This is a genomic window from Pseudomonas sp. xss_4 (genome assembly GCF_043104125.1).
Taxonomy (GTDB): Bacteria; Pseudomonadota; Gammaproteobacteria; order Pseudomonadales; family Pseudomonadaceae; genus Aquipseudomonas; species Aquipseudomonas parafulva_B.
The window spans coordinates 97,615-120,301 of sequence record NZ_JBICKJ010000015.1 but is presented as its reverse complement, the minus strand read 5'-3'; the positions used below and the strand labels follow the sequence as shown (position 1 = coordinate 120,301).

Genomic DNA, 22,687 nt, shown 5'->3' with positions numbered 1-22,687 from the left:
CCTGGCGCAAAACTACAGGAACATTGCCACATACGTCACTGTTGCCGGCACCACCCATGCCGCCACGACATCTTTTCCGTGAATCAGCCCTATTCCGAGGCCGTCCTTCGATGATCGCCCAGCTACCTACCGTTGCCCCTGACGCCGACTACCCGGCATTTCTCCAAGCCCTGCGTGACAGCGGTTTCCGTGGCCAGATCAGCGCCGACTACGGTACCCGAACCGTCCTGGCCACCGACAACTCCATCTACCAGCGTCTGCCGCAGGCCGCGGTGTTCCCCCTGGACACCGATGACGTGGCGCGGGTCGCCACGCTGATGGGCGAGCCGCGTTTCCAGGCGATCAAACTGACCCCGCGCGGCGGCGGCACGGGTACCAATGGCCAGTCGTTGACCGATGGCGTGGTCGTGGACCTGTCGCGGCACATGAACGGCATTCTTGAAATCAATGCCGAGCAGCGTTGGGTGCGGGTGCAGGCGGGTGTGGTCAAGGACCAGCTCAACGCCGCCCTCAAACCCCATGGCTTGTTCTTCGCGCCTGAACTGTCCACGTCGAACCGGGCGACCGTGGGTGGCATGATCAACACCGACGCCAGCGGGCAGGGCAGTTGCACCTATGGCAAAACGCGCGACCATGTGCTTGAGCTGCACAGCATCCTGCTCGGGGGGGAACGCCTGCACAGCCTGCCGCTCGACGAAGAGGCGCTGCAGGCTGCGTGTACGGCGCCCGGTCGCGTGGGTCAGGTGTACCGCACGGCCCTGGATATCTGCGATACCCAGGCTGAACTCATCCGCACCACCTTTCCCCCGCTCAATCGCTGCCTGACCGGCTACGACCTGGCGCACCTGCGCGACGAGCAGGGCCGCTTCAACCTCAACAGTGTGCTGTGCGGCGCCGAGGGGTCGCTGGGGTATGTGGTCGAGGCCAAGCTCAACGTGCTGCCGATTCCCAAGTATGCCGTCCTGGTGAACGTACGGTACGCAAGCTTCATGGACGCGCTGCGCGATGCCAATGCCTTGATGGCGCAGCGGCCGCTGTCCATCGAGACCGTCGATTCCAAAGTGCTCGGGCTGGCGATGAAGGACATCGTCTGGCACAGCGTGGCCGAGTATTTCCCGGCCGACCCCGAGCGCCCCACGCTGGGCATCAACCTGGTCGAGTTCTGCGGTGATGACACCATCGAGGTCAACGCCAAGGTCCAGGCGTTTATCGATCACTTGCGCGCCGACACCAGCGTCGAGCGTCTCGGCCATACGCTGGCCGAGGGCGCTGAGGCGGTGACCCGCGTCTACGCCATGCGCAAGCGCTCGGTCGGCCTGCTGGGCAATGTCGAAGGCGAAGTGCGGCCGCAGCCCTTCGTCGAGGATACGGCGGTGCCACCGGAAAAACTCGCCGACTACATCGCCGAGTTCCGTGCCTTGCTCGACGGCTACGGGTTGGCGTACGGCATGTTCGGCCACGTCGATGCCGGCGTGCTGCACGTGCGCCCCGCGCTGGACATGAAGGACCCGGCTCAGGCGGCCTTGGTCAAGCCTGTCTCCGATGCGGTGGCTGCGTTGACCCGTCGCTACGGCGGTTTGTTGTGGGGCGAGCATGGCAAGGGCCTGCGTTCTGAGTACGTGCCCGAGTATTTTGGCGAGCTGTACCCGGCACTGCAGCGTCTCAAAGGCGCGTTCGACCCGCACAACCAGCTCAACCCCGGCAAGATCTGCACACCGCCCGGTGCCAGCGAGGGCCTGACCAAGGTCGATGGCGTGACCTTGCGTGGCGAGTTGGACCGCACCATCGATGAGCGGGTTTGGCAGGCCTATGGCAGCGCCGTGCATTGCAACGGCAACGGTGCCTGCTACAACTACGACCCGAACGACGCCATGTGCCCGTCGTGGAAGGCGACTCGTGAACGTCGGCACTCGCCCAAAGGGCGGGCTTCGCTCATGCGCGAGTGGTTGCGCCTGCAGGGTGATGCGGGCGTGGATGTATTGGAGGTGGCGCGCAAGCCGGTTTCATGGATCAAAGGGCTGCCTGCGCGGTTGCGCAACGAGCGGGCGCGGCGCCAGGGTCAGGCTGACTTTTCCCATGAAGTTTATGACGCAATGGCTGGCTGCCTGGCCTGCAAGTCCTGCGCAGGGCAGTGCCCGATCAAGGTCAACGTACCTGATTTTCGCTCGCGTTTTCTCGAGCTGTACCACACCCGGTACCAGCGCCCTCTGCGTGACTACTTGATCGGCTCGCTGGAGTTCACCATCCCCTATCTGGCCCATGCGCCTGGTCTGTACAACGCGGTGATGAGCTCGAAATGGGTCAGCCGCCTGCTGGCCGAGCAGGTAGGCATGGTCGATAGCCCGTTGATCAGCCGTTTCAACTTCCAGGCGACCCTGACACGCTGTGGCGTGGGCATGGCTACGGTGCCGGCGCTGCGCGAACTGACGCCTGCCCAGCGCGAGCGCAGCATCGTGCTGGTGCAAGATGCCTTCACCCGTTACTTCGAGACGCCGTTGCTGTCGGCATTCATCGACTTGGCGCATCGCCTGGGCCACAAGGTTTACTTGGCACCGTACAGTGCCAATGGCAAGCCACTGCATGTTCAGGGCTTTCTGGGTGCCTTCGCCAAGGCCGCCGTGCGCAATGCCGCCCAGCTCAAGGCGTTGGCTGACTGCGGCGTACCGTTGGTCGGGCTGGATCCGGCCATGACCCTCGTCTATCGCCAGGAATACCTGAAAGTGCCTGGGCTCGAGGGGTGCCCCACTGTGCTGTTGCCTCAGGAATGGCTGTTGGGCGCACTGCCCGAGCAAGCGGCAGGGTGCACGTCCACCTTCCGTCTGATGGCCCATTGCACCGAGAAGACCAACGCCCCTGCCAGTACCCGGCAGTGGGAGCAGGTGTTCGAACGCATTGGGCTCAAGCTGATCACCGAGGCCACCGGCTGCTGCGGCATGTCAGGTACCTATGGGCACGAGGCGCGTAATCAGCAGACCTCAAAGAACATCTTCGAACAGTCCTGGGCGCTGAAACTGGATAAGGAGGGGGAGCCATTGGCGACCGGTTATTCCTGCCGCAGCCAGGTCAAGCGCATGGCTGGGCGGCCGATGCGTCATCCATTGGAAGTGGTGTTGCAGTACGCCAGGGGCTGAAGGGAAACTTGCTCGACCGAGCGGTGTGAAAACGTGCTGAAACGCAAGGCGCCATATCAGCCGTTTTCACACAGCCAGTGCGCGCGGTCTAGTCCTGGTCGGCGCTGGTCTGATCGTCACCTTCCTGCTCGAGAGCAGGTGCCGAGTCAGCGTGGGCGGTAACGGTGGGCTCTTCTGGGTTCAGGCTTGGGAAGGGAAGATTCGGGATCTCATGCATCTCGTCGTTCCTCGCAAGTGTGAGTGAAAAGGCTGCGCCAGGCGCGTGTGAAGCTTCAAGAAGCTGGGGCAGGATACACAAGTCTGGATGACAGTTTGGCTTTTTTCCTACGCCCGGTTAGCCCAGCGGATCGATCAACTCAGGTCATGCCGCAGGCTCAAGGCTGTTCTGGCTGCATAAAAAGGCGTGACCGACGGCCACGCCCGTGTGAGCCCCGCGACTGAAGCCCTGGGCAGTTTACTTGCGCCCTTCGGCCGTCTCGGCCACTTTGTCGGTGCGTGCGCACATGATGAAGTCGTTACGGTGCAGGCCCTTGATCGAGTGGCTCCACCAGGTGACGGTCACCTTGCCCCACTCGGTCAGCAGTCCCGGGTGATGCCCTTCGGCCTCGGCAATTTCCCCGACGGCGTTGGTGAACGCCAGGGCATGCTTGAAATTCTTGAACAAGAATACGCGCTCAAGCTCCATGTGGCCGTCACGCACTTCGATGTTCCAGTCCGGAATTTCGCGAATCAGCTCGGCCAGCTCCTGCTCGCTGACTTTTGGTGCATCGGCGCGGCAGGCTTCGCAGTGGGCTTGGTTCAAGGCATTCATACGTTGTTATCCATGTGGCGTTGTGAGTGGCAAGCAGCGTTCAAGCGGCAGCCTTGGGTGGAAACTTTGGCGCGTGCAAGCCTAGCTGCTGGGCTTGCGCGACCATGCCCATGATGTCTTCGTGAGCAAGGTCGAACAGGCGCTTGAGCTGGGGCAGCACGAAGTACACCGGCTGCAGAATGTCGATCCGATAAGGGGTGCGCATGGCCTCGATGGGGTCGAAGGCCTGATGCTCGGGTTCGCCAGACAGGCTGTAGACCGTCTCCTTGGGCGAGGACAGAATGCCACCGCCGTAGATCTTGCGGCCGTTGGGTGTGTCCATCAGGCCGAATTCGATGGTCATCCAGTACAGGCGCGCCAGATAGACGCGCTGCTCCTTGGTGGCGGCCAGGCCCAGCTTGCCGTAGGTATGGGTGAATTCGGCAAACCAGGGGTTGGTCAGCAGCGGGCAGTGGCCGAAGATTTCGTGAAAGATGTCCGGTTCCTGGAGGTAGTCCAGTTCTTCGGGCGTGCGAATGAACGTTGCCACCGGGAAGCGCTTGCTGGCAAGCAGCTCGAAGAAGGTCTGGAACGGAATCAATGCCGGAACCCGTGCGACCTGCCAGCCGGTGGTTGCCCCCAGCACCTTGTTGATCTCACCTAGCTGCGGGATGCGGTCATGAGGCAGCTTCAACTGCTCGATACCGTCGAGGTATTCCTGACAGGCACGCCCTTCGATCACCTTCAGTTGGCGGGTGATCAACGTGTTCCACACGCCATGCTCCTGCTGCGGGTAATCGATGAACCCCTGCGCATCAGGCTCGCGTGCCACATAGTGGGTGTGCTTCATGGAGGTCTCCTGATCAGCTCTTGTCGTTATGTACAGGTAGGCATCAGAAATAACCCGTTAATGCACAGTGCACATCTACTCATGGAGGGGATAGGGCCCAGGCGGGCACGCTATTTTGTAAGGATAATTTTACAAAACCCCTGAATTGTCCCAACATCAAGCTCCTGCAATGATCATCAGCGGTCATTTCGTAAGAATTCCTTTACAAGTTTTCCGCTCAGGCGGGAAGTTTTTGCCAGGCGTATCCCTTATGCGTATCAAAGTGCACTGCCAGAACCGTATCGGGATTCTGCGCGACATCCTCAACCTGTTGGTCGACTACGGCATCAACGTCTTGCGGGGCGAAGTAGGGGGTGACCATGGCAACGCCATCTACCTGCATTGCCCGAACCTCATCAACCTCCAGTTCCAGGCCCTGCGCCCCAAGTTCGAGGCCATCACGGGCGTGTTCGGCGTCAAGCGCGTGGGGCTGATGCCCAGCGAGCGCCGGCACATGGAACTCAATGCGCTGCTTGGGGCGCTGGAGTTTCCCGTGCTCTCGATCGACATGGGTGGCAGCATCGTGGCGGCAAACCGGTCGGCGGCCCAATTGCTGGGGGTGCGGGTCGACGAAGTGCCCGGCCTGCCACTGGCTCGCTACGTGGACGACTTCGACTTGCCGGAACTGGTGCGCAGCAACAAGTCGCGTATCAACGGTCTGCGGGTACAGGTCAAGGGCCATGTGTTCCTGGCCGACATCGCGCCGTTGCAGTCCGAGCACGATGACAGCGAAGCGTTGGCTGGCGCCGTGCTCACCCTGCACCGCGCCGATCGCATCGGTGAACGTATCTACAATGTGCGCAAGCAGGAGTTGCGGGGGTTCGACAGCATTTTCCAGAGCTCACGCCTGATGGCTGCCGTTGTCCGTGAAGCAAGGCGAATGGCGCCGCTGGATGCGCCGCTGTTGATCGAAGGGGAGACCGGCACCGGCAAGGAGCTTCTGGCCAGGGCGTGCCACCTGGCGAGCCCGCGTGGGCAGTCGCCGCTGATGGCGCTCAACTGTGCCGGCTTGCCTGAGTCGATGGCCGAGACCGAGCTGTTCGGCTACGGGCCGGGCGCCTTCGAAGGTGCCCGCGCCGAAGGCAAGCTGGGGCTGCTGGAGCTGACAGCCGGCGGCACGCTGTTTCTCGATGGCGTGGCTGAAATGAGCCCGCGGCTTCAGGTGAAGTTGTTGCGGTTCTTGCAGGACGGATGTTTTCGCCGTGTGGGTAGCGACGAGGAGGTCTATCTGGATGTACGGGTGATCTGCGCCACGCAGGTGGACCTGTCCGAGCTCTGTGCCCGGGGCGAATTCCGCCAGGACTTGTACCACCGGCTCAACGTGCTGTCGTTGCACATTCCGCCCTTGCGCGAATGCATGGATGGTCTTGATGGGCTGGTGCAGTATTTTCTCGATCAGGCCAGTCGGCAGATCGGATGCGCCATGCCTCGCCTGGCGACAGGGGCGATGCAAAAGTTGGCCAGCTATGATTGGCCGGGTAACGTTCGGCAGTTGGAAAACGTGGTATTCCAGGCGGTGTCGTTATGTGAAAACGGTGTGGTCAAGAGTGAGCATGTGCGGTTACCCGATTATGGCGTGCGACAGCCGTTGGGGGATTTTTCACTGGACGGTGCATTGTCCGATATTGTCGGGCGTTTTGAAAAAGCTGTATTGGAAAGTTTGCTCAAGGAGTTTCCAAGCAGCCGAGCATTGGGCAAGCGCTTGGGCGTATCGCACACGACCATTGCCAATAAGTTAAAATATTATTCACTTGGAAAATCAGCAGGGCACTGATTGGACTGTACTCAGGGTAGTGTTCTGTCGCTTTTAACTTTCAGTATTACTTGTGTGCAGACGGCCGCGAAGGGGGTCATTCGGCCCCCTTGGTCGCCGCGCTGTCAGCCGTTGGAGCAGCCGTTGCCCATCACGCGGTATTCCAGCACGTGGGTGTGGCCCTGCGAGTCGGCATAGGTCATGCGAGCGGGCACTACGCCGCAGACATTGGGGATTTCACTCATGGAAATGACGTGGTCGATGTCCAGGTGTTGCGAGTAACTGTACTGTTCAACCGGTGCCTGTTCGGCGGCCTGGGCTTCGTCGGCCATGGCCGTCCCGCACAGACTGCCCAGCAGTACTACCATTAAAGCTTTCATGTTTTATCTGCCTATTTAAGGTCGTGACCGTGCGCGCCGTGCGTGAGGCACTACGACAACCGTTAAGGTATTGATCAAGTTTGCAGAGAAGTGACAGTTGCCTTCGTGGGGGCGGTTACAGGTTGTCAATCTTCTTGCCGTTGCTGGCGAGATCAATTCTAGAACTGTGACCCAGGGTGAAACAGTGGGGCTTTTGATAAAGTCTATTGGTGAAATTGGTAATAATCCACGGCCTGCACCTTGCAAGGCAGCACAATGCCCGCGCTTGAGCGGTTGCGACCCGATCGACTGGCAAATTACTACCAACGTCGAATGGCGGTTATCGCTCTGGTACAGTTACATCGGTCCCATACAAAAACAACTATTACACCGAGGTAAACACGATGAGTGCGGCTCCACTGTATCCCGTTCGTCCCGAGATCGCGGCCACTACCCTGACAGACGAGGCCACCTACAAGGCCATGTACCAGCAGTCGGTGATCAACCCGGACGGCTTCTGGCGTGAGCAGGCCCAGCGCATCGACTGGATCAAGCCCTTCACCAAGGTCAAGCAGACTTCCTTCGATGACCACCACGTGGACATCAAATGGTTTGCCGATGGCACTCTGAACGTTTCCTCCAACTGCCTGGACCGCCACCTGGAAGAGCGTGGCGATCAACTGGCCATTATCTGGGAAGGCGACGACCCCTCCGAGCACCGCAACATCACCTACCGCGAACTGCACGAGCAAGTGTGCAAGTTCGCCAACGCCTTGCGCGGGCAAGACGTGCACCGCGGCGATGTGGTCACCATCTACATGCCGATGATTCCCGAGGCTGTGGTCGCCATGCTGGCATGCGCCCGTATCGGTGCAATCCATTCGGTCGTATTCGGTGGGTTCTCGCCCGAGGCCCTGGCAGGGCGCATCATCGATTGCAAGTCCAAGGTGGTGATCACTGCTGACGAAGGCGTGCGCGGCGGTCGCCGTACACCGCTCAAGGCCAATGTCGACCTGGCACTGACCAACCCTGAAACCAGCAGCGTGCAGAAGATCATCGTCTGCAAGCGCACCGGCGGCGACATTGCCTGGCACCAGCACCGCGACATCTGGTACGAAGACCTGATGAAAGTGGCTTCCAGCCACTGCGCGCCGAAGGAAATGGGGGCTGAGGAAGCCCTGTTCATCCTCTACACCTCCGGCTCGACCGGCAAGCCCAAGGGCGTGCTGCACACCACCGGTGGCTACCTGGTATACGCGGCGCTGACCCATGAGCGCGTGTTCGACTACCGCCCGGGCGAGGTGTACTGGTGCACCGCCGACGTCGGCTGGGTCACGGGCCACAGCTACATCGTCTACGGCCCGCTCGCCAACGGCGCCACCACCGTGTTGTTCGAAGGTGTGCCGAACTACCCGGACATCACCCGCGTGTCGAAGATCGTCGACAAGCACAAGGTCAATGTCCTCTACACCGCACCCACCGCCATCCGCGCCATGATGGCCGAAGGGCAGGCGGCGGTAGACGGCGCCGACGGTTCCAGCCTGCGCCTGCTGGGCTCTGTGGGCGAGCCGATCAACCCCGAAGCCTGGAACTGGTACTACAAGACTGTGGGCAAGGAGCGTTGCCCGATCGTCGATACCTGGTGGCAGACCGAAACCGGCGGCATCCTCATCAGCCCATTGCCAGGTGCGACGGCGCTCAAGCCAGGCTCGGCCACGCGCCCGTTCTTTGGCGTAGTACCGGCCCTGGTGGACAACCTGGGCAACCTGATCGAAGGCGCGACCGAGGGCAACTTGGTGATCCTCGATTCATGGCCAGGCCAGTCGCGCTCGCTGTACGGTGACCATGACCGGTTTGTCGATACCTACTTCAAGACGTTCCGGGGCATGTACTTCACCGGTGACGGCGCCCGCCGCGACGAGGACGGCTACTACTGGATCACCGGCCGCGTGGATGACGTGCTGAACGTCTCGGGCCACCGCATGGGCACCGCCGAGATCGAAAGTGCCATGGTGGCGCACGCCAAGGTGGCCGAGGCCGCGGTGGTTGGCGTGCCGCACGACATCAAGGGCCAGGGTATCTATGTCTACGTCACCCTCAATGCTGGCGTCGAGCCAAGCGAGCAACTGCGCCTTGAACTGAAGAACTGGGTGCGCAAGGAAATCGGCCCGATCGCCTCGCCGGATGTGATTCAGTGGGCACCGGGATTGCCAAAGACCCGTTCGGGCAAGATCATGCGCCGCATCCTGCGCAAGATTGCAACCGCCGAGTACGACGCGCTGGGGGACATCTCGACCTTGGCAGACCCAGGTGTCGTGCAGCACCTGATCGACACGCACAAGGCCATGAGCCTGGCCACGGCTTGACGGCGCTGCGCGCGGTCCGAGATTCAAGCTTGATGGCAAGCTGATTTGGGGCGCGCCGCCAGTGCGCCAGCGTCCAGCACAGGCCCCGCCGGGTTAACCGGCGGGGTTTTTGCTTTATAGACCGCTGGGCCTGTTACCCGGCAGTGATCGGTTACTTTTTTGTCACCAGCAATGCGCTATGGCGGGGCGCCTGGAAACACTTGGCGCTGTTTAGGGGCATTTTGGCTGTCTTGTAGAACGCTCCATCACGCTACACTTGCCGTCCCACAAGGGTTTGCCAATAATAGGCCCAGGATTTGCTAGATTCATGGGTTCAATTTCTTGCGCTTTTGCATATTCTGCATTGGCTGTCAACATCGCCCGCAGCGGTTTCAGGCGCTTCTGTAAGTAGTTGTCGCTTTGAAGAAATTTCGACTACCGGGCTGTCGTTAAAATGCCATTCACTCGCTCGTGGTCTGCGACCTTGGTCGAACCCTGCGCGGCTCGCGTTGTAACCATTCGCATATCGGGCAGCTGTTACCTGCCTTGTATTGCCCCGTACCGATGGAGTTACCTGATGAAGAAGCTCGCACTGCTTGGCGCCCTGGCGCTGTCCGTGTTTTCCCTGGTATCGCAGGCCGATGAAAAACCGCTGAAAATCGGTATCGAAGCGGCTTACCCTCCTTTTGCCTTCAAGCAGCCCGATGGCAGCATCGCCGGCTTCGACTACGACATCGGCAACGCCCTGTGCGAAGAGATGAAGGCCAAGTGCACCTGGGTCGAGCAGGAGTTCGACGGCCTGATTCCTGCGCTGAAAGTGCGCAAGATCGACGCCATCCTGTCTTCGATGTCCATCACCGAGGACCGCAAGAAGTCGGTGGACTTTACCAAGCGTTACTACCTCACCCCGGCGCGTCTGGTGATGAAGGAAGGTACCGCGGTCACCGACAGCCTCGATGAGCTCAAGGGCAAGAAGATTGGCGTGCAGCGTGGCTCGATCCACGATCGCTTCGCCAAGGAAGTGCTCGCGCCCAAAGGCGCCACCGTGGTGCCATACGGCACGCAGAACGAAATCTACCTGGACGTGGCGGCTGGTCGTCTGGACGGCACCGTGGCCGACGCCACGCTGTTGGAAGATGGCTTCCTCAAGACCGATGCCGGCAAGGGCTTCGCGTTCGTAGGCCCTGCTTTCACCGACGTGAAGTACTTCGGTGACGGCGTCGGCATTGCCGTGCGCAAGGGTGACAAGGCCAACGTCGATCGCATCAATGCGGCCATCGATGCCATCCGTGCCAATGGCAAGTACAAAGAGATCGAGAAGAAATACTTCAACTTCGACATCTACGGCCCAGACGCGAACTGAGTCAGCCGTCAATCGCTATGCAATGGTGCAAACAGCAGAAGCGCTGAGGTTTGCACCATTTTTCATTCTCTAGGTCGAGGACCTCAACATGTTGAAAGGCTACGGGGCAGTCATCCTCGATGGGGCGTGGCTGACGCTACAGCTTGCCCTTTCGTCGATGGCCCTGGCCATCGTGCTCGGCCTGATCGGCGTGGCGCTGCGCTTGTCGCCCGTGCGCTGGCTGGCCTGGCTGGGCGACCTGTATTCCACGGTCATTCGCGGCATACCGGATCTGGTACTGATCCTGCTGATCTTCTATGGCGGGCAGGACATCATCAACCGCGTGGCGCCGCTGGTGGGCTACGAAGACTATATCGACCTGAACCCGCTGCTGGCAGGTATCGGTACGCTGGGCTTCATTTTCGGCGCCTACCTTTCGGAAACGTTCCGGGGTGCATTTCTGGGCATTCCAAAGGGCCAGGCCGAGGCGGGGGTCGCCTATGGCATGAATGCCCGGCAGGTGTTCTTCCGCATCCAGGTGCCGCAAATGATTCGCCTGGCGATTCCAGGCTTTACCAACAATTGGCTGGTGCTGACCAAGGCCACGGCGTTGATTTCGGTGGTCGGCCTGCAGGACATGATGTTCAAGGCCAAGCAGGCGGCCGATGCCACCCGTGAACCCTTCACCTTCTTCCTGGCAGTGGCCGCCTTGTACCTGGTGCTGACCAGCGTCTCGTTGCTGGCGCTGAAGTATCTGGAGCGCCGCTACTCGGTGGGTGTCAAGGTGACCGAATTATGATCTTCGACTACAACGTGGTCTGGGAAGCGTTGCCGATGTATTTCGACGGCCTGCTCACCACCCTCAAGCTGCTGGCAGTCTCGTTGTTCTTCGGCTTGCTGGCGGCCATTCCGCTGGGCTTGATGCGCGTGTCAAAGCGCCCGTGGGTCAACCTGCCGGCCTGGCTTTACACCTACGTCATTCGTGGCACGCCCATGCTGGTGCAGCTGTTCCTGATCTACTATGGTCTGGCGCAGTTCGAGGCCGTCAGGGCCAGCGTGTTCTGGCCCTTGTTGTCCAGCGCAACCTTCTGCGCGTGCCTGGCCTTTGCCATCAACACCAGCGCCTATACCGCCGAGATCGTTGCCGGCAGCCTCAAAGCCACGCCCCATGGCGAGATCGAGGCGGCCAAGGCCATGGGCATGTCGCGCATGAAGATGAACCGACGCATCCTGCTGCCGTCTGCGCTGCGCCGTGCGCTGCCGCAATACAGCAATGAAGTGATCATGATGCTGCAAACCACCAGCCTGGCGTCGATCGTGACCCTGATCGACATCACCGGTGCCGCGCGCACGGTCAATGCCCAGTACTACCTGCCTTTCGAGGCCTACATCACGGCGGGCGTGTTCTACCTGTGCCTGACCTTCATCCTGGTGCGCCTGTTCAAGATGGCCGAACGCCGCTGGCTCGGCTACCTGGCGCCGCGCAAGCACTGACCGCTCTGTGAGAATCGACAGCATGTACAAACTCCAAGTCCAAGACCTGCACAAGCGCTACGGCAGCCATGAGGTCCTCAAGGGCGTTTCCCTGGCGGCCAAGGCAGGCGACGTCATCAGCATCATCGGCTCCAGTGGGTCGGGCAAGTCCACCTTCCTGCGCTGCATCAACCTGCTGGAGCAGCCCCATGCAGGCAAGATACTGCTCAACAACGAAGAGCTGAAACTGACCCCCGGCAAGGATGGCGCACTCAAGGCAGCCGATGCGCGCCAGCTGCAACGCATGCGCTCGCGCCTGGCGATGGTGTTCCAGCATTTCAACCTGTGGTCGCACATGACGGCGCTGGAGAACATCATCGAGGCGCCGGTGCATGTGCTGGGGGTCAGCCGCAAGGAGGCACTGGAGAAGGCCGAGCACTACCTTGAGAAGGTCGGGGTTGCCCACCGCAAGGATGCCTTCCCGGGGCACATGTCCGGTGGCGAGCAGCAACGTGTGGCCATTGCGCGCGCACTGGCCGTTGAACCAGAGGTCATGCTGTTCGACGAACCGACCTCGGCCCTGGACCCTGAACTGGTTGGCGATGTACTCAAGGTGATGCAGGCACTGGCCCAGGAAGGCCGGACCATGGTGGTGGTGACCCACGAAATGGGTTTTGCCCGCGAGGTGTCCAACCAGTTGGTGTTCCTGCACAAGGGCCTGGTCGAAGAGACCGGCTGCCCCCGTGAGGTGCTGGCCAACCCGCGTTCGGAACGCCTGAAGCAGTTCCTGTCCGGCAGCCTGAAGTAAAAGCTGCTTTTTTGCACCACGATAGGGCATGCTGCGTGTCACGCGCAGCCTGACCCGGCGCATCGAATCGAACGATCTCAGGTTTCGGACCTTACCCTATGACCACCCAGCGAATTGGTTTTCTCATCTGGCCCAGCACCCGGCCACTGACCCTGGCGCTGGCCGAAGAAGTCCTGCAGGTGGCGCAGCGGGTCCATCCCGACGTGGTTTACGAAACCCTGTTCCTGCAAGCCGAAGCCCCGGTCGAAGGCAGCTGGCGCATGCCCGGCGAACCTTGGAACGGGCGCCTGGAAGGGTGCCACAAGCTGTTTTTGATGGCCGATGAGGCGCCGGGCAACATCGGGGCTGCGCTGTCGACGGCGCTCAAGCAATTGGCCCGCAGCGGCTGCATGATTGGCGGGCTGTCTGCCGGGGTCTACCCACTGGCCATGCTTGGCCTGCTCGACGGCTACCGCGCAGCCGTGCATTGGCGCTGGCAGGACGATTTTGCCGAGCGCTTCCCCAAGGTCATCGCCACTAGTCATCTATTCGACTGGGACCGTGATCGCCTGACGGCCTGCGGCGGTATGGCGGTAACCGACCTGTTGCTGGCAGTGCTGGCCCGTGACCATGGCGCTGAGCTGGCAGGCGCGGTGTCCGAGGAACTGGTGGTCGAGCGTATTCGCGAGGGCGGTGAGCGCCAGCGCATCCCGCTGCAGAACCGGCTGGGCTCGAGCCACCCCAAGCTCACCCAGGCGGTGCTGTTGATGGAGGCCAACATCGAGGAGCCGCTGACCACCGATGAAATTGCCCAGCATGTCTGCGTGTCACGGCGACAGCTCGAGCGCATCTTCAAACAATACCTGAGCCGGGTGCCGAGCCAGTATTACCTGGAGCTGCGCTTGAACAAGGCACGGCAGATGCTGATGCAGACCAGCAAGTCCATCATCCAGATAGGCCTGTCGTGCGGCTTCTCCTCCGGCCCGCATTTCTCCAGTGCCTACCGCAACTTCTTTGGCGCCACCCCCCGTGAAGACCGCAACCAGCGACGCAGCAGCAGCCCGTTCGAACTGAGCTCCGCGCCGGCTGAAAAAGGTTAGTCGACGTGCCAGCACGCTCGTGCTGCATAACCTGGTGAACGCCCGTTCACCCAGCTTCGTCTCTGCCGTACACTGCGCGATTGCGACAGTGTTTGTCGCATTGCCGAAAGCCCGCCCGAATGCCGGTTTTGCGCTGTAACAAGTTGTCGCTTGGCCGCAAGGCCACGCGCTGATCGTTCCTTACAATCCCCCCATCGCTCGCCACTTCCAGGTCAGCGATCCTCTTCAGGAGACTCAGATGTCCGTTGAGCAAGCCCCGGTGCTACGTGCCGATTTCGATCAGGTCATGGTCCCCAATTACTCCCCGGCGGCCTTCATTCCTGTGCGAGGCGAGGGCTCCCGTGTCTGGGACCAGACTGGCCGTGAATTGATCGACTTTGCCGGTGGCATCGCTGTCAATGCCCTGGGCCACTGCCATCCGGCCTTGGTCAAGGCTCTGACCGATCAGGCCAATACCCTGTGGCATGTATCCAACGTCTTCACCAACGAGCCGGCCCTGCGCCTGGCTCACAAGCTGGTTGAGGCCACGTTTGCCGACCGAGCGTTCTTCTGCAACTCTGGCGCCGAGTCCAACGAGGCGGCGTTCAAGTTGGCCCGCCGTGTAGCCCACGACCGCTTCGGCCCTGAAAAGCACGAGATCATCGCAACGCTCAACAGCTTCCACGGCCGCACGTTGTTTACCGTGAGCGTGGGCGGCCAGCCAAAGTATTCCGATGGTTTCGGGCCGAAAATCACGGGTATCAGCCACGTGCCCTACAACGACCTGGAAGCGTTGAAGGCGCGCATTTCCGACAAGACCTGCGCTGTGGTGATCGAGCCGATCCAGGGCGAAAGTGGTGTGGTGCCGGCTGACAAGGCCTACCTGGAAGGCGCGCGCGCCTTGTGCGACCAGCACAATGCCCTGCTGATATTCGACGAGGTGCAGACCGGTGTCGGTCGTACCGGGTCGCTGTATGCCTACCAGCACTATGGCGTGACGCCCGACATCCTGACCAGCGCCAAGAGCCTGGGCGGCGGCTTCCCCATCGGCGCCATGCTCACCACCAATGACTTGGCCAAGCACCTGGCTGTCGGCACCCACGGTACGACCTATGGCGGCAACCCGCTGGGCTGCGCGGTGGCCTGCGCCGTGCTGGACGTGATCAACACCCCGCAGACCCTGGCAGGCATCAAGGCCAAGCATGAGCGTTTCAAGTCTCGTCTGGAGCAGATCGGCCGCGACAATGGGCTGTTCAGTCATGTGCGCGGCGTGGGCCTGCTGATCGGTTGTGTGCTTTCCGAGGCCTGGCAGGGCAAGGCCAAGGACGTGCTCAACGCCGCTGAGAAGGAAGGCGTCATGGTGTTGCAGGCAGGGCCTGACGTGGTGCGTTTTGCACCTAGCCTGGTGGTCGAGGATGCCGACATCGACGAAGGCCTGCAGCGCTTCGAACGTGCCGTGGTCACCTTGACCCAAGGCTGAGCCGGCTCGCAGGGTCGGCGCCGCGCCGGTTGCAACACCGGCCGGTGAGCCCGGATTCCAACGCAGGCGCCTGACGCCTGCCTTTTTTTACGCGCCGCCATTGGCAGCGCGTTTTCCAAGGAGTGACACCATGCTGGTGATGCGCCCGGCGCAAATGGCTGATCTGAACGAAGTGCAGCGAATGGCTGCGGACAGCCCCATTGGTGTCACCTCGTTGCCGGACGACAGCGCTCGGCTGGGCGACAAGATCGCCGCCTCCGAGACCTCCTTCGCCGCCGAGGTCAGCTTCAATGGCGAGGAGCGCTACTTCTTCGTGCTTGAAGACAGCGAGACCGGCAAGCTGGCTGGCTGCTCGGCCATAGTCGCCTCGGCAGGGTATTCCGAGCCTTTCTACAGTTTTCGCAACGAAACGTTCGTCCACGCCTCGCGGGAACTGAAGATCCACAACAAGATTCACGTCCTGTCGCTGTGTCACGACCTGACCGGCAACAGCTTGCTGACCAGTTTCTACGTGCTGCCCGAGCTTGTGGGCAGTGGGTGGGCCGAGCTCAACTCACGGGGTCGCCTGTTGTTCATGGCATCGCACCCCGAGCGTTTTGCCGAGTCGGTTGTGACGGAAATCGTCGGCTTTAGCGACGAGCAGGGCGAGTCGCCCTTCTGGGACGCCATCGGGCGCAACTTCTTCGACTTGAGCTATGCCGATGCCGAGCGCCTGTGCGGCCTCAAGAGCCGCACGTTCCTGGCCGAGCTGATGCCTCATTACCCCATCTATGTGCCCTTGCTGCCTGACGCTGCGCAGGAAGCCATGGGCCAGGTGCATCCGCGGGCACAGATCACCTTCGACATCCTCATGCGCGAAGGCTTCGAAACCGAGCACTACATCGACATCTTCGATGGCGGTCCCACCCTGCATGCCCGTACCTCGGGTATTCGTTCGATTGCGCAAAGCCGCGTGGCGCCCGTGAAGATCGAGCCGGTTGCGGCCCGCGGCACACGGCCGTACCTGGTCTGCAACGGCCAGCTGCAAGATTACCGTGCCGTGCTGGTGGAACTGGACTGGGTACCTGGCAAGCCCGTCAGCCTGAGCCAGGAGGTGGCCGACGCCCTGGGGGTGGGCGAGGGTGCCAGTGTGCGGCTGGTCGCGGCCTGAGCGCCGCCCGCCATCTTGCAGGATTAGCAGAGTTTCGCGCCGGTTGATGCCGCCGCACAAGGAGATAGCATGATCGTTCGTCCTGTACGCAGTAGCGACCTGCCTGCGTTGATCGAATTGGCACGCAGCACCGGCACCACGGGGCTGACCACGCTGCCTGCCAACGAGGAACGCCTGGAGCATCGCGTCGGGTGGGCGGAAAAGAGCTTTCGCGGTGAAGCCGAGCGCGGTGATACCGACTACCTCTTCGTGCTGGAAAACGACGAAGGGCTGGTCGTGGGCATCAGTGCCATCGCTGGTGCCGTAGGCCTGCGCGAGCCCTGGTACAACTACCGCGTCGGGCTTACCGTCAGTGCGTCCCAGGAATTGAAGATCTACCGCGAGATCCCCACGCTGTTCCTGGCCAACGACCTGACCGGCAATTCCGAGCTGTGCTCGCTGTTCCTGCGCCATGACTACCGCTCAGGGCTCAATGGTCGGCTGCTGTCCCGGGCGCGCATGCTGTTCATCGCCGAGTTTCCCGAGCTGTTCGGCCAGAAGATCATGGCGGAGATGCGTGGCATGTCCGATGCCCAAGGGCGCTCGCCGTTCTGGGAGAGCCTGGGCCGCCATTTCTTCAAGATGGAATTCAGCCAGGCCGACTACTTGACGGGGGTGGGCAACAAGTCGTTCATCGCCGAGCTGATGCCCAGGTTCCCGCTTTACACCTGCTTCCTGTCCGAAGCGGCGCGCAGCGTGATCGGCCGGGTGCATGCCGACACCGAGCCGGCATTGGCCATGCTCAAGCAGGAAGGCTTCACTTACCAGGGGTACGTGGACATCTTCGACGCAGGGCCTGCCATCGAATGCGACACGGCCCGCATCCGCGCGGTACGCGACAGCCAGACATTGGTACTGGCCATCGGTACGCCTGGTGAGGATGCCACGCCATTCATCATCCACAACCGTAAGCGCGACGACTGCCGCATCACGGCCGCCCCGGCTCGGCTGGCGGCGGGTACGCTGGTGGTCGACCCGCTGACGGCCAAGCGCCTGCGCATGGGTGCAGGCGACAACGTGCGGGCCGTGCCCCTGTCGGCCGCCCGGGAGGGCCAGTAAATGACCACGCATTACATCGGCGATAACTGGGTAGCAGGGCGCGGCGAGCACTTGACATCGCTCAACCCGGTGAGTCAGGCGACCGTCTGGCAAGGGCAGGGGGCTGATGCAGGCCAGGTACGGGCTGCCGTACAGGCTGCGCGCCAGGCTTTTCCTGCCTGGGCGCACATGAGCCTGCAGGCGCGCATCGAGGTGCTGGAACAGTTTGCGGCGCAGCTAAAACAGCATGCCGACGCGCTGGCCTATTGCATTGGCGAGGAAACCGGCAAGCCCTTGTGGGAATCGGCTACCGAAGTCACCAGCATGATCAACAAGGTGGCAATCTCGGTGCAGAGCTACCGTGAGCGCACCGGCGAGAAGAGCGGCCCTCTGGCTGACGCCACTGCGGTGCTGCGCCACAAGCCCCACGGCGTGGTGGCGGTATTCGGGCCTTACAACTTTCCCGGTCATTTGCCGAACGGGCATATCGTCCCGGCGCTGCTGGCTGGAAACTGCGTGGTGTTCAAACCCAGTGAGCTGACGCCCAAGGTGGCCGAGCTGACCGTCAATTGCTGGATTGCCGCGGGCCTGCCCGCCGGGGTGTTGAACCTGGTGCAAGGTGGTCGTGAAACGGGCGTGGCCTTGGCCGCCGACCCCGGTATCGATGGGTTGTTCTTCACTGGCTCCAGTGGTACCGGGCACCTTCTGCACCAGCAGTTCGCCGGCCGCCCCGACAAGATTCTGGCCTTGGAGATGGGCGGGAACAACGCGCTGGTAGTGGACGAAGTCCAGGACCTTGACGCTGCGGTCTATACCATCGTTCAGTCGGCCTTCATTTCGGCGGGCCAGCGCTGCACCTGCGCACGCCGTCTGCTGGTGCCGCAGGGCCCATGGGGCGATCAGTTGCTGGAACGGCTGGTCCAGGTGAGCCGTACCCTGGCCGTAGGTGCTTTCGATCAGCAACCGGCCCCGTTCATGGGGTCGGTGATTTCTCTGCAGGCGGCGCAGGCGCTGCTGACCGCCCAGGCTGAGCTGATTGCAAAGGGCGGCGTCAGCCTGCTGGAGATGACGCAGCCGCAGCATGATGCCGCCTTGCTGACCCCGGGTATCGTCGATGTCACGGGCGTGACGCTGCGCAAGGATGAGGAGTTTTTCGGGCCGCTGCTGCAGGTGCTGCGCTACCCCGATTTCGAGGCGGCCATCGCCGAAGCCAACAACACCCGTTATGGCCTGGCTGCCGGGTTGCTCAGCGATTCCCAGGCCCGCTATGAGCATTTCTGGCTACACAGCCGCGCAGGCATCGTCAACTGGAACCGCCAGCTCACCGGTGCAGCCAGCAGCGCGCCGTTCGGTGGGGTGGGCGCCAGTGGCAATCACCGGGCAAGCGCCTACTACGCAGCCGACTACTGCGCCTACCCCGTCGCGTCGCTGGAGGCCACCAGCCTGACCTTGCCGGCCACCCTGGCGCCGGGCGTCATACTATAACGATGGTCGGAGCCTTGCCGATGAAAGCATACGAAGTGAATTTTGACGGCCTGGTAGGGCCTACCCACAACTACGGTGGCTTGTCCTACGGCAACGTGGCCTCCCAGAGCAACAGCCACCAAGGGTCCAACCCGCGCGAAGCGGCGCGCCAGGGGCTGGCGAAGATGAAGGCGTTGGCCGACCTCGGCTTCAAGCAGGGGGTACTGGCGCCCCAGGAGCGCCCCGATGTGGCCGCGCTGCGCCAGCTTGGCTTCGCCGGCACCGATGCCCAGGTGATCCAGCGCGCCGCACGGGAGGCCATGCCGCTGCTGGTTGCCAGTTGCTCGGCGTCGAGCATGTGGGTGGCCAACGCCGCGACGGTCAGCCCCAGCGCCGATACGGCCGATGGGCGGGTGCACTTCACTGCTGCCAACCTCAACTGCAAATACCACCGCAGTATCGAGCACCCCACTACCAGTCGCGTGCTGGCAGCCATGTTCGGGGACGAGGCCCATTTCAGTCACCATCCCGCCTTGCCGAGCGTCGCCCAATTCGGCGATGAGGGCGCCGCGAACCACACGCGGTTCTGCCGCGATTATGGGCAGGCTGGGGTCGAATTCTTCGTCTATGGCCGCAGTGCTTTCGACAGCCGCTACCCGGCACCTCAGAAATACCCGGCCCGGCAAACCCTCGAAGCGTCCCAGGCCGTGGCCCGCCTGCACGGGCTCAGCGCCGACGCGGTGGTCTATGCTCAGCAAAACCCCGCGGTGATCGACCAGGGTGTGTTTCACAACGATGTCATCGCGGTCGGCAATGGGGAGGTGCTGTTCTACCATGAGGATGCGTTTCTCGATACCGAGGCCGTGCTCACCGAGCTTCGTGCCAAGCTGGCGGCCAAGGGCGGTGAGTTGCAGGCCATTTGCGTGCCGCGTGCCACCGTTTCGGTAGAGGATGCCGTGCGCTCCTACCTGTTCAACAGCCAGCTGCTCAGCCGCGACGATGGGTCGATGCTGCTGGTGGTGCCGGAGGAGTGCCGCAACAACGAGCGGGTCTGGACGTATCTGCAGCAGCTTACCAGCCTGGGCACAGCGGTGCGGGAGGTGCAGGTGTTCGACCTCAAGCAGAGCATGCAAAACGGTGGCGGGCCGGCTTGCCTGCGCCTGCGTGTGGCCCTGAACGAAACGGAACTGGCGGCGGTGAACCAAGGCGTTATCATGAGCGCCCCGTTGTACGAGACACTGCTGCAGTGGGTCGATCGGCACTACCGTGACCGTCTGGTCGACGCTGACCTGGCCGATCCTCTGTTGCTGCAGGAGTGCCGTACGGCACTGGACGAATTGACCCAGATACTCAAGTTGGGCTCGGTATACCCGTTCCAACGCCAACCTTGAAGAGAGAATTGCAATGACCGACGCCCTGCGCCTGATCCTGGAAGATGAAGACGGCACTCAGCTGGAAACTTCGTGCACGCGCTTTGCCGTGATGTGGCAAGGCAAGGAAGTATGGATCCAGCAGGACGGCCGCGGCCAACTGCTGATCGGGGTGGATGTGGAGGAGGGCGACGCCGAATATGCCAACCTGCTGCTGCGCCCCCTTGCGACCAACCTGGTCAGCCTGCAACTGGAAATGGAGCCGGCCGACGTCGGCGAAGACGACGACCACGTTCACGGTCCGGACTGCGGCCACCATCACTGAGGACGCCCACCATGCTCGCCCTTGGCAAATTGCTTGAGCTGACCCTCACCGGCCATGAACCGGCCGAGAAGACCCAAGTGACGCCCAGGGGCGTGCGCCTTCGCTGGCTGGGGCAGGGAGCCCTGGAAGTGAGCCCCAGCGCCGCTGACGACTGCGGCCTGGACCTGTTGCTGTCTGCAGGTATTCACGGCAACGAGACCGCCCCGATCGAGTTGCTCGAACGTCTGCTGCATGGTGTTGCACGTGGAGACATCGTGCCTCGGGCGCGGGTGCTGTTGCTGTTCGGCAACCCGGCGGCCATCGTCAAAGGTGAGCGGTTCGTCGAACAGGACATCAACCGCCTGTTCAATGGCCGCCACGAGCAATCCAGCGGGCCGGAGGCGTTGCGCGCTGCCGAGCTTGAACAATTCGCGCGGGTCTTTTTCAGCAAGCCTGGGCGTAGTCGCTTGCACTACGACCTGCACACGGCCATTCGAGGCTCCAGGATCGAGCAGTTCGCGCTGTATCCCTTCAAGCAAGGGCGCACACATTCCCGGCGTGAACTGGCCCGCCTGGCTGCGGCGGGCATGGAGGCGGTGCTGTTGCAGTGCAAGCCTTCGATCACGTTCAGTGCCTTTACCTACGAGCAGCTCGATGCCGAGGCCTTTACCCTTGAGCTGGGCAAGGCCCGCCCTTTTGGCCAGAACGACGCGGTGAATCTGGACAAGCTCGAAGCACGGCTAGTGCACATCCTTCAGGCCACCGAGCCCGATGACGGCGGGTCGTTGGAGGGGTTGCAGTTGTTTCGCGTGGCGCGTGAGGTCATCAAGCACAGCGACGGTTTCCGCTTGCACCTGCCAGCCGACATCCAGAATTTCTCTCCGCTGGACAAAGGCTACCTGCTGGCCGATGACCTGGCTGGCGTGCGCTGGGTAATCGAAGAAGAGGGCGCACGGATCATATTCCCCAACCCCAAGGTGCGTAATGGCCTTAGGGCGGGGATCATCGTGGTGCCTGATGACGGTGAAAATCTGGCCTGAACCTTAGATGTCGGTACCCGGAGCCGGTAGCAGTACGCCCGGAGCCAAGGCTTCGTATGCGTCCTGCAGCATCCTGGCAAGTGCAGTCAGGCCGTCCAAGCCCTTGGCTTGGTAAGGGTCGTACAGTACAGCGGTGTATTCACCGGGTAGCAAATCGGCGTATTTGGCTGGGATGACGCGGCTCAGGTCGAAGCCTGGTCCCTGTTGCGCCGGGCCTGCATGGCATTGCATGAGCACGATGTCGGGTACGTTGGCGTAGCCTTGACGGGCAGCGTCCAATGCCTTTTTCAAATCAGGGTAGCCCGACAGCAATGCGAGCTGCTCATACACCCGGTTCTGGAACTGCGGAGTGCCGTAGATGAAGAGGTGGTCGATGGCAGTGGTTTCGAAACGCGCATTATCGCTAGCATTGGCATCCACGCGCAGTGTGCCATCGGCGTTATCGGTCAACCCTGCTGGAATGTCCTCGCCGCTGAACAGCAAGTGCACACGCTGATCGGGTGTGGACCTGTTCAGTCTCAGCGACACCCCGTCCACTTCCAGATCCAGGCCGCACTCCTGGCTCAGGCTAACGTTCGCAGTATTGAGCCAGACCTGGATTTCATCGAGAGTGCCAACCTTCACATCGTCGTCGAAAGCCTCGATCAGCCTTCGTTGGATGTTGAACTTGTTAGCCGAATAGAGTTTGTACAGCTCGTAACCAAAATAGACACGAGACCCGAGACGTTCTTCGCCGTCTGTAGCATCGTAGGCTAACGCTTCGTCCATTTCCCCGAAGCTCAAACGCTCGCTTTTGTCGCCGCCGTCGATATTGAAGGTTTGGGTTACTGCAGTCATGGGCATGATCTCCTGTT

The 22,687-nt window shown here is 61.7% G+C and carries 20 protein-coding genes; 15 read left to right on the top strand and 5 right to left on the bottom strand.

Annotated features, from left to right (window positions below):
- The first annotated feature begins 110 nt into the window (after positions 1-110).
- Positions 111-3,131, top strand: a complete 3,021-nt coding sequence (locus ACF8GB_RS01860; protein WP_197844200.1) for an FAD-binding and (Fe-S)-binding domain-containing protein — start codon at positions 111-113, stop codon at positions 3,129-3,131.
- A gap of 88 nt (positions 3,132-3,219) precedes the next feature.
- Here ACF8GB_RS01860 and ACF8GB_RS01855 read toward each other — a convergent pair whose 3' ends face one another.
- The 3 genes from ACF8GB_RS01855 to phhA all read right to left on the bottom strand — a co-directional run bounded on the left by ACF8GB_RS01855 (position 3,220) and on the right by phhA (position 4,771).
- Positions 3,220-3,348: a hypothetical protein gene (locus ACF8GB_RS01855; RefSeq protein WP_256675167.1), complete on the bottom strand. Its 129-nt coding sequence runs from the start codon at positions 3,346-3,348 to the stop codon at positions 3,220-3,222.
- A 237-nt stretch (positions 3,349-3,585) separates the two neighbouring features.
- A complete protein-coding gene (locus ACF8GB_RS01850; protein ID WP_023533765.1) occupies positions 3,586-3,942 on the bottom strand; it encodes a 4a-hydroxytetrahydrobiopterin dehydratase in 357 nt (118 codons plus the stop codon).
- 40 nt (positions 3,943-3,982) lie between these two features.
- A complete protein-coding gene (phhA, locus tag ACF8GB_RS01845; protein ID WP_326383833.1) occupies positions 3,983-4,771 on the bottom strand; it encodes a phenylalanine 4-monooxygenase in 789 nt (262 codons plus the stop codon).
- Positions 4,772-5,021: 250 nt separating this feature from the next.
- On the opposite strand from phhA, the gene ACF8GB_RS01840 reads away from it, so the two are divergent.
- Entirely contained in the window at positions 5,022-6,584 is a 1,563-nt protein-coding gene (locus ACF8GB_RS01840; protein ID WP_392526474.1) for a sigma-54-dependent transcriptional regulator, read from the top strand.
- Positions 6,585-6,688: 104 nt separating this feature from the next.
- Here the strand turns inward: ACF8GB_RS01840 and ACF8GB_RS01835 are convergent, their stop codons facing one another.
- A complete protein-coding gene (locus ACF8GB_RS01835) occupies positions 6,689-6,943 on the bottom strand; it encodes a DUF2790 domain-containing protein (protein WP_027915912.1) in 255 nt (84 codons plus the stop codon).
- A 383-nt stretch (positions 6,944-7,326) separates the two neighbouring features.
- Between ACF8GB_RS01835 and acs the strand changes: the two genes are divergently transcribed.
- The 13 genes from acs (at position 7,327) to astE (ending at position 21,833) form a co-directional block, all read left to right on the top strand.
- A complete protein-coding gene (gene acs / locus ACF8GB_RS01830) occupies positions 7,327-9,288 on the top strand; it encodes an acetate--CoA ligase (RefSeq protein ID WP_392526473.1) in 1,962 nt (653 codons plus the stop codon).
- A gap of 556 nt (positions 9,289-9,844) precedes the next feature.
- Positions 9,845-10,630 (top strand): ABC transporter substrate-binding protein, encoded by a 786-nt coding sequence (locus tag ACF8GB_RS01825; protein ID WP_027915913.1) that lies wholly within the window; start codon positions 9,845-9,847, stop codon positions 10,628-10,630.
- An 88-nt stretch (positions 10,631-10,718) separates the two neighbouring features.
- Positions 10,719-11,408, top strand: a complete 690-nt coding sequence (locus tag ACF8GB_RS01820) for an ABC transporter permease (protein WP_058637609.1) — start codon at positions 10,719-10,721, stop codon at positions 11,406-11,408.
- Positions 11,405-12,103 carry an ABC transporter permease gene (locus ACF8GB_RS01815; protein ID WP_392526472.1) on the top strand — a complete coding sequence of 233 codons (699 nt, stop codon included), beginning with the start codon at positions 11,405-11,407 and terminating at the stop codon, positions 12,101-12,103. The genes ACF8GB_RS01820 and ACF8GB_RS01815 overlap by 4 nt, the downstream gene beginning before the upstream one ends.
- A gap of 22 nt (positions 12,104-12,125) precedes the next feature.
- Positions 12,126-12,890, top strand: coding sequence for an ABC transporter ATP-binding protein (locus ACF8GB_RS01810; protein WP_027915914.1), 765 nt, complete (start codon positions 12,126-12,128; stop codon positions 12,888-12,890).
- A 98-nt stretch (positions 12,891-12,988) separates the two neighbouring features.
- Positions 12,989-13,969 (top strand): transcriptional regulator ArgR, encoded by a 981-nt coding sequence (gene argR / locus ACF8GB_RS01805; RefSeq protein WP_058605577.1) that lies wholly within the window; start codon positions 12,989-12,991, stop codon positions 13,967-13,969.
- Positions 13,970-14,207: 238 nt separating this feature from the next.
- Positions 14,208-15,428, top strand: a complete 1,221-nt coding sequence (locus ACF8GB_RS01800) for an aspartate aminotransferase family protein (RefSeq protein ID WP_196125999.1) — start codon at positions 14,208-14,210, stop codon at positions 15,426-15,428.
- A gap of 130 nt (positions 15,429-15,558) precedes the next feature.
- Positions 15,559-16,578: an arginine/ornithine succinyltransferase subunit alpha gene (gene aruF / locus ACF8GB_RS01795; RefSeq protein WP_023533801.1), complete on the top strand. Its 1,020-nt coding sequence runs from the start codon at positions 15,559-15,561 to the stop codon at positions 16,576-16,578.
- A gap of 69 nt (positions 16,579-16,647) precedes the next feature.
- Positions 16,648-17,676: an arginine N-succinyltransferase gene (astA, locus tag ACF8GB_RS01790; RefSeq protein ID WP_023533743.1), complete on the top strand. Its 1,029-nt coding sequence runs from the start codon at positions 16,648-16,650 to the stop codon at positions 17,674-17,676.
- Positions 17,677-19,140: a succinylglutamate-semialdehyde dehydrogenase gene (gene astD / locus ACF8GB_RS01785; RefSeq protein WP_392475016.1), complete on the top strand. Its 1,464-nt coding sequence runs from the start codon at positions 17,677-17,679 to the stop codon at positions 19,138-19,140.
- 20 nt (positions 19,141-19,160) lie between these two features.
- Complete coding sequence (gene astB, locus ACF8GB_RS01780; protein WP_058605574.1) at positions 19,161-20,510, top strand: N-succinylarginine dihydrolase; 1,350 nt, start codon at positions 19,161-19,163, stop codon at positions 20,508-20,510.
- Positions 20,511-20,523: 13 nt separating this feature from the next.
- A complete protein-coding gene (locus ACF8GB_RS01775; protein WP_023533754.1) occupies positions 20,524-20,814 on the top strand; it encodes a type IIA topoisomerase (DNA gyrase/topo II, topoisomerase IV), A subunit in 291 nt (96 codons plus the stop codon).
- An 11-nt stretch (positions 20,815-20,825) separates the two neighbouring features.
- On the top strand, positions 20,826-21,833 hold the full coding sequence (gene astE / locus ACF8GB_RS01770; protein ID WP_392526471.1) for a succinylglutamate desuccinylase: 1,008 nt from the start codon (positions 20,826-20,828) through the stop codon (positions 21,831-21,833).
- A 3-nt stretch (positions 21,834-21,836) separates the two neighbouring features.
- On the opposite strand, the gene ACF8GB_RS01765 is transcribed toward astE, so the two are convergent.
- Positions 21,837-22,670, bottom strand: a complete 834-nt coding sequence (locus tag ACF8GB_RS01765) for a hypothetical protein (protein ID WP_196121836.1) — start codon at positions 22,668-22,670, stop codon at positions 21,837-21,839.
- Positions 22,671-22,687: the final 17 nt, after the last annotated feature.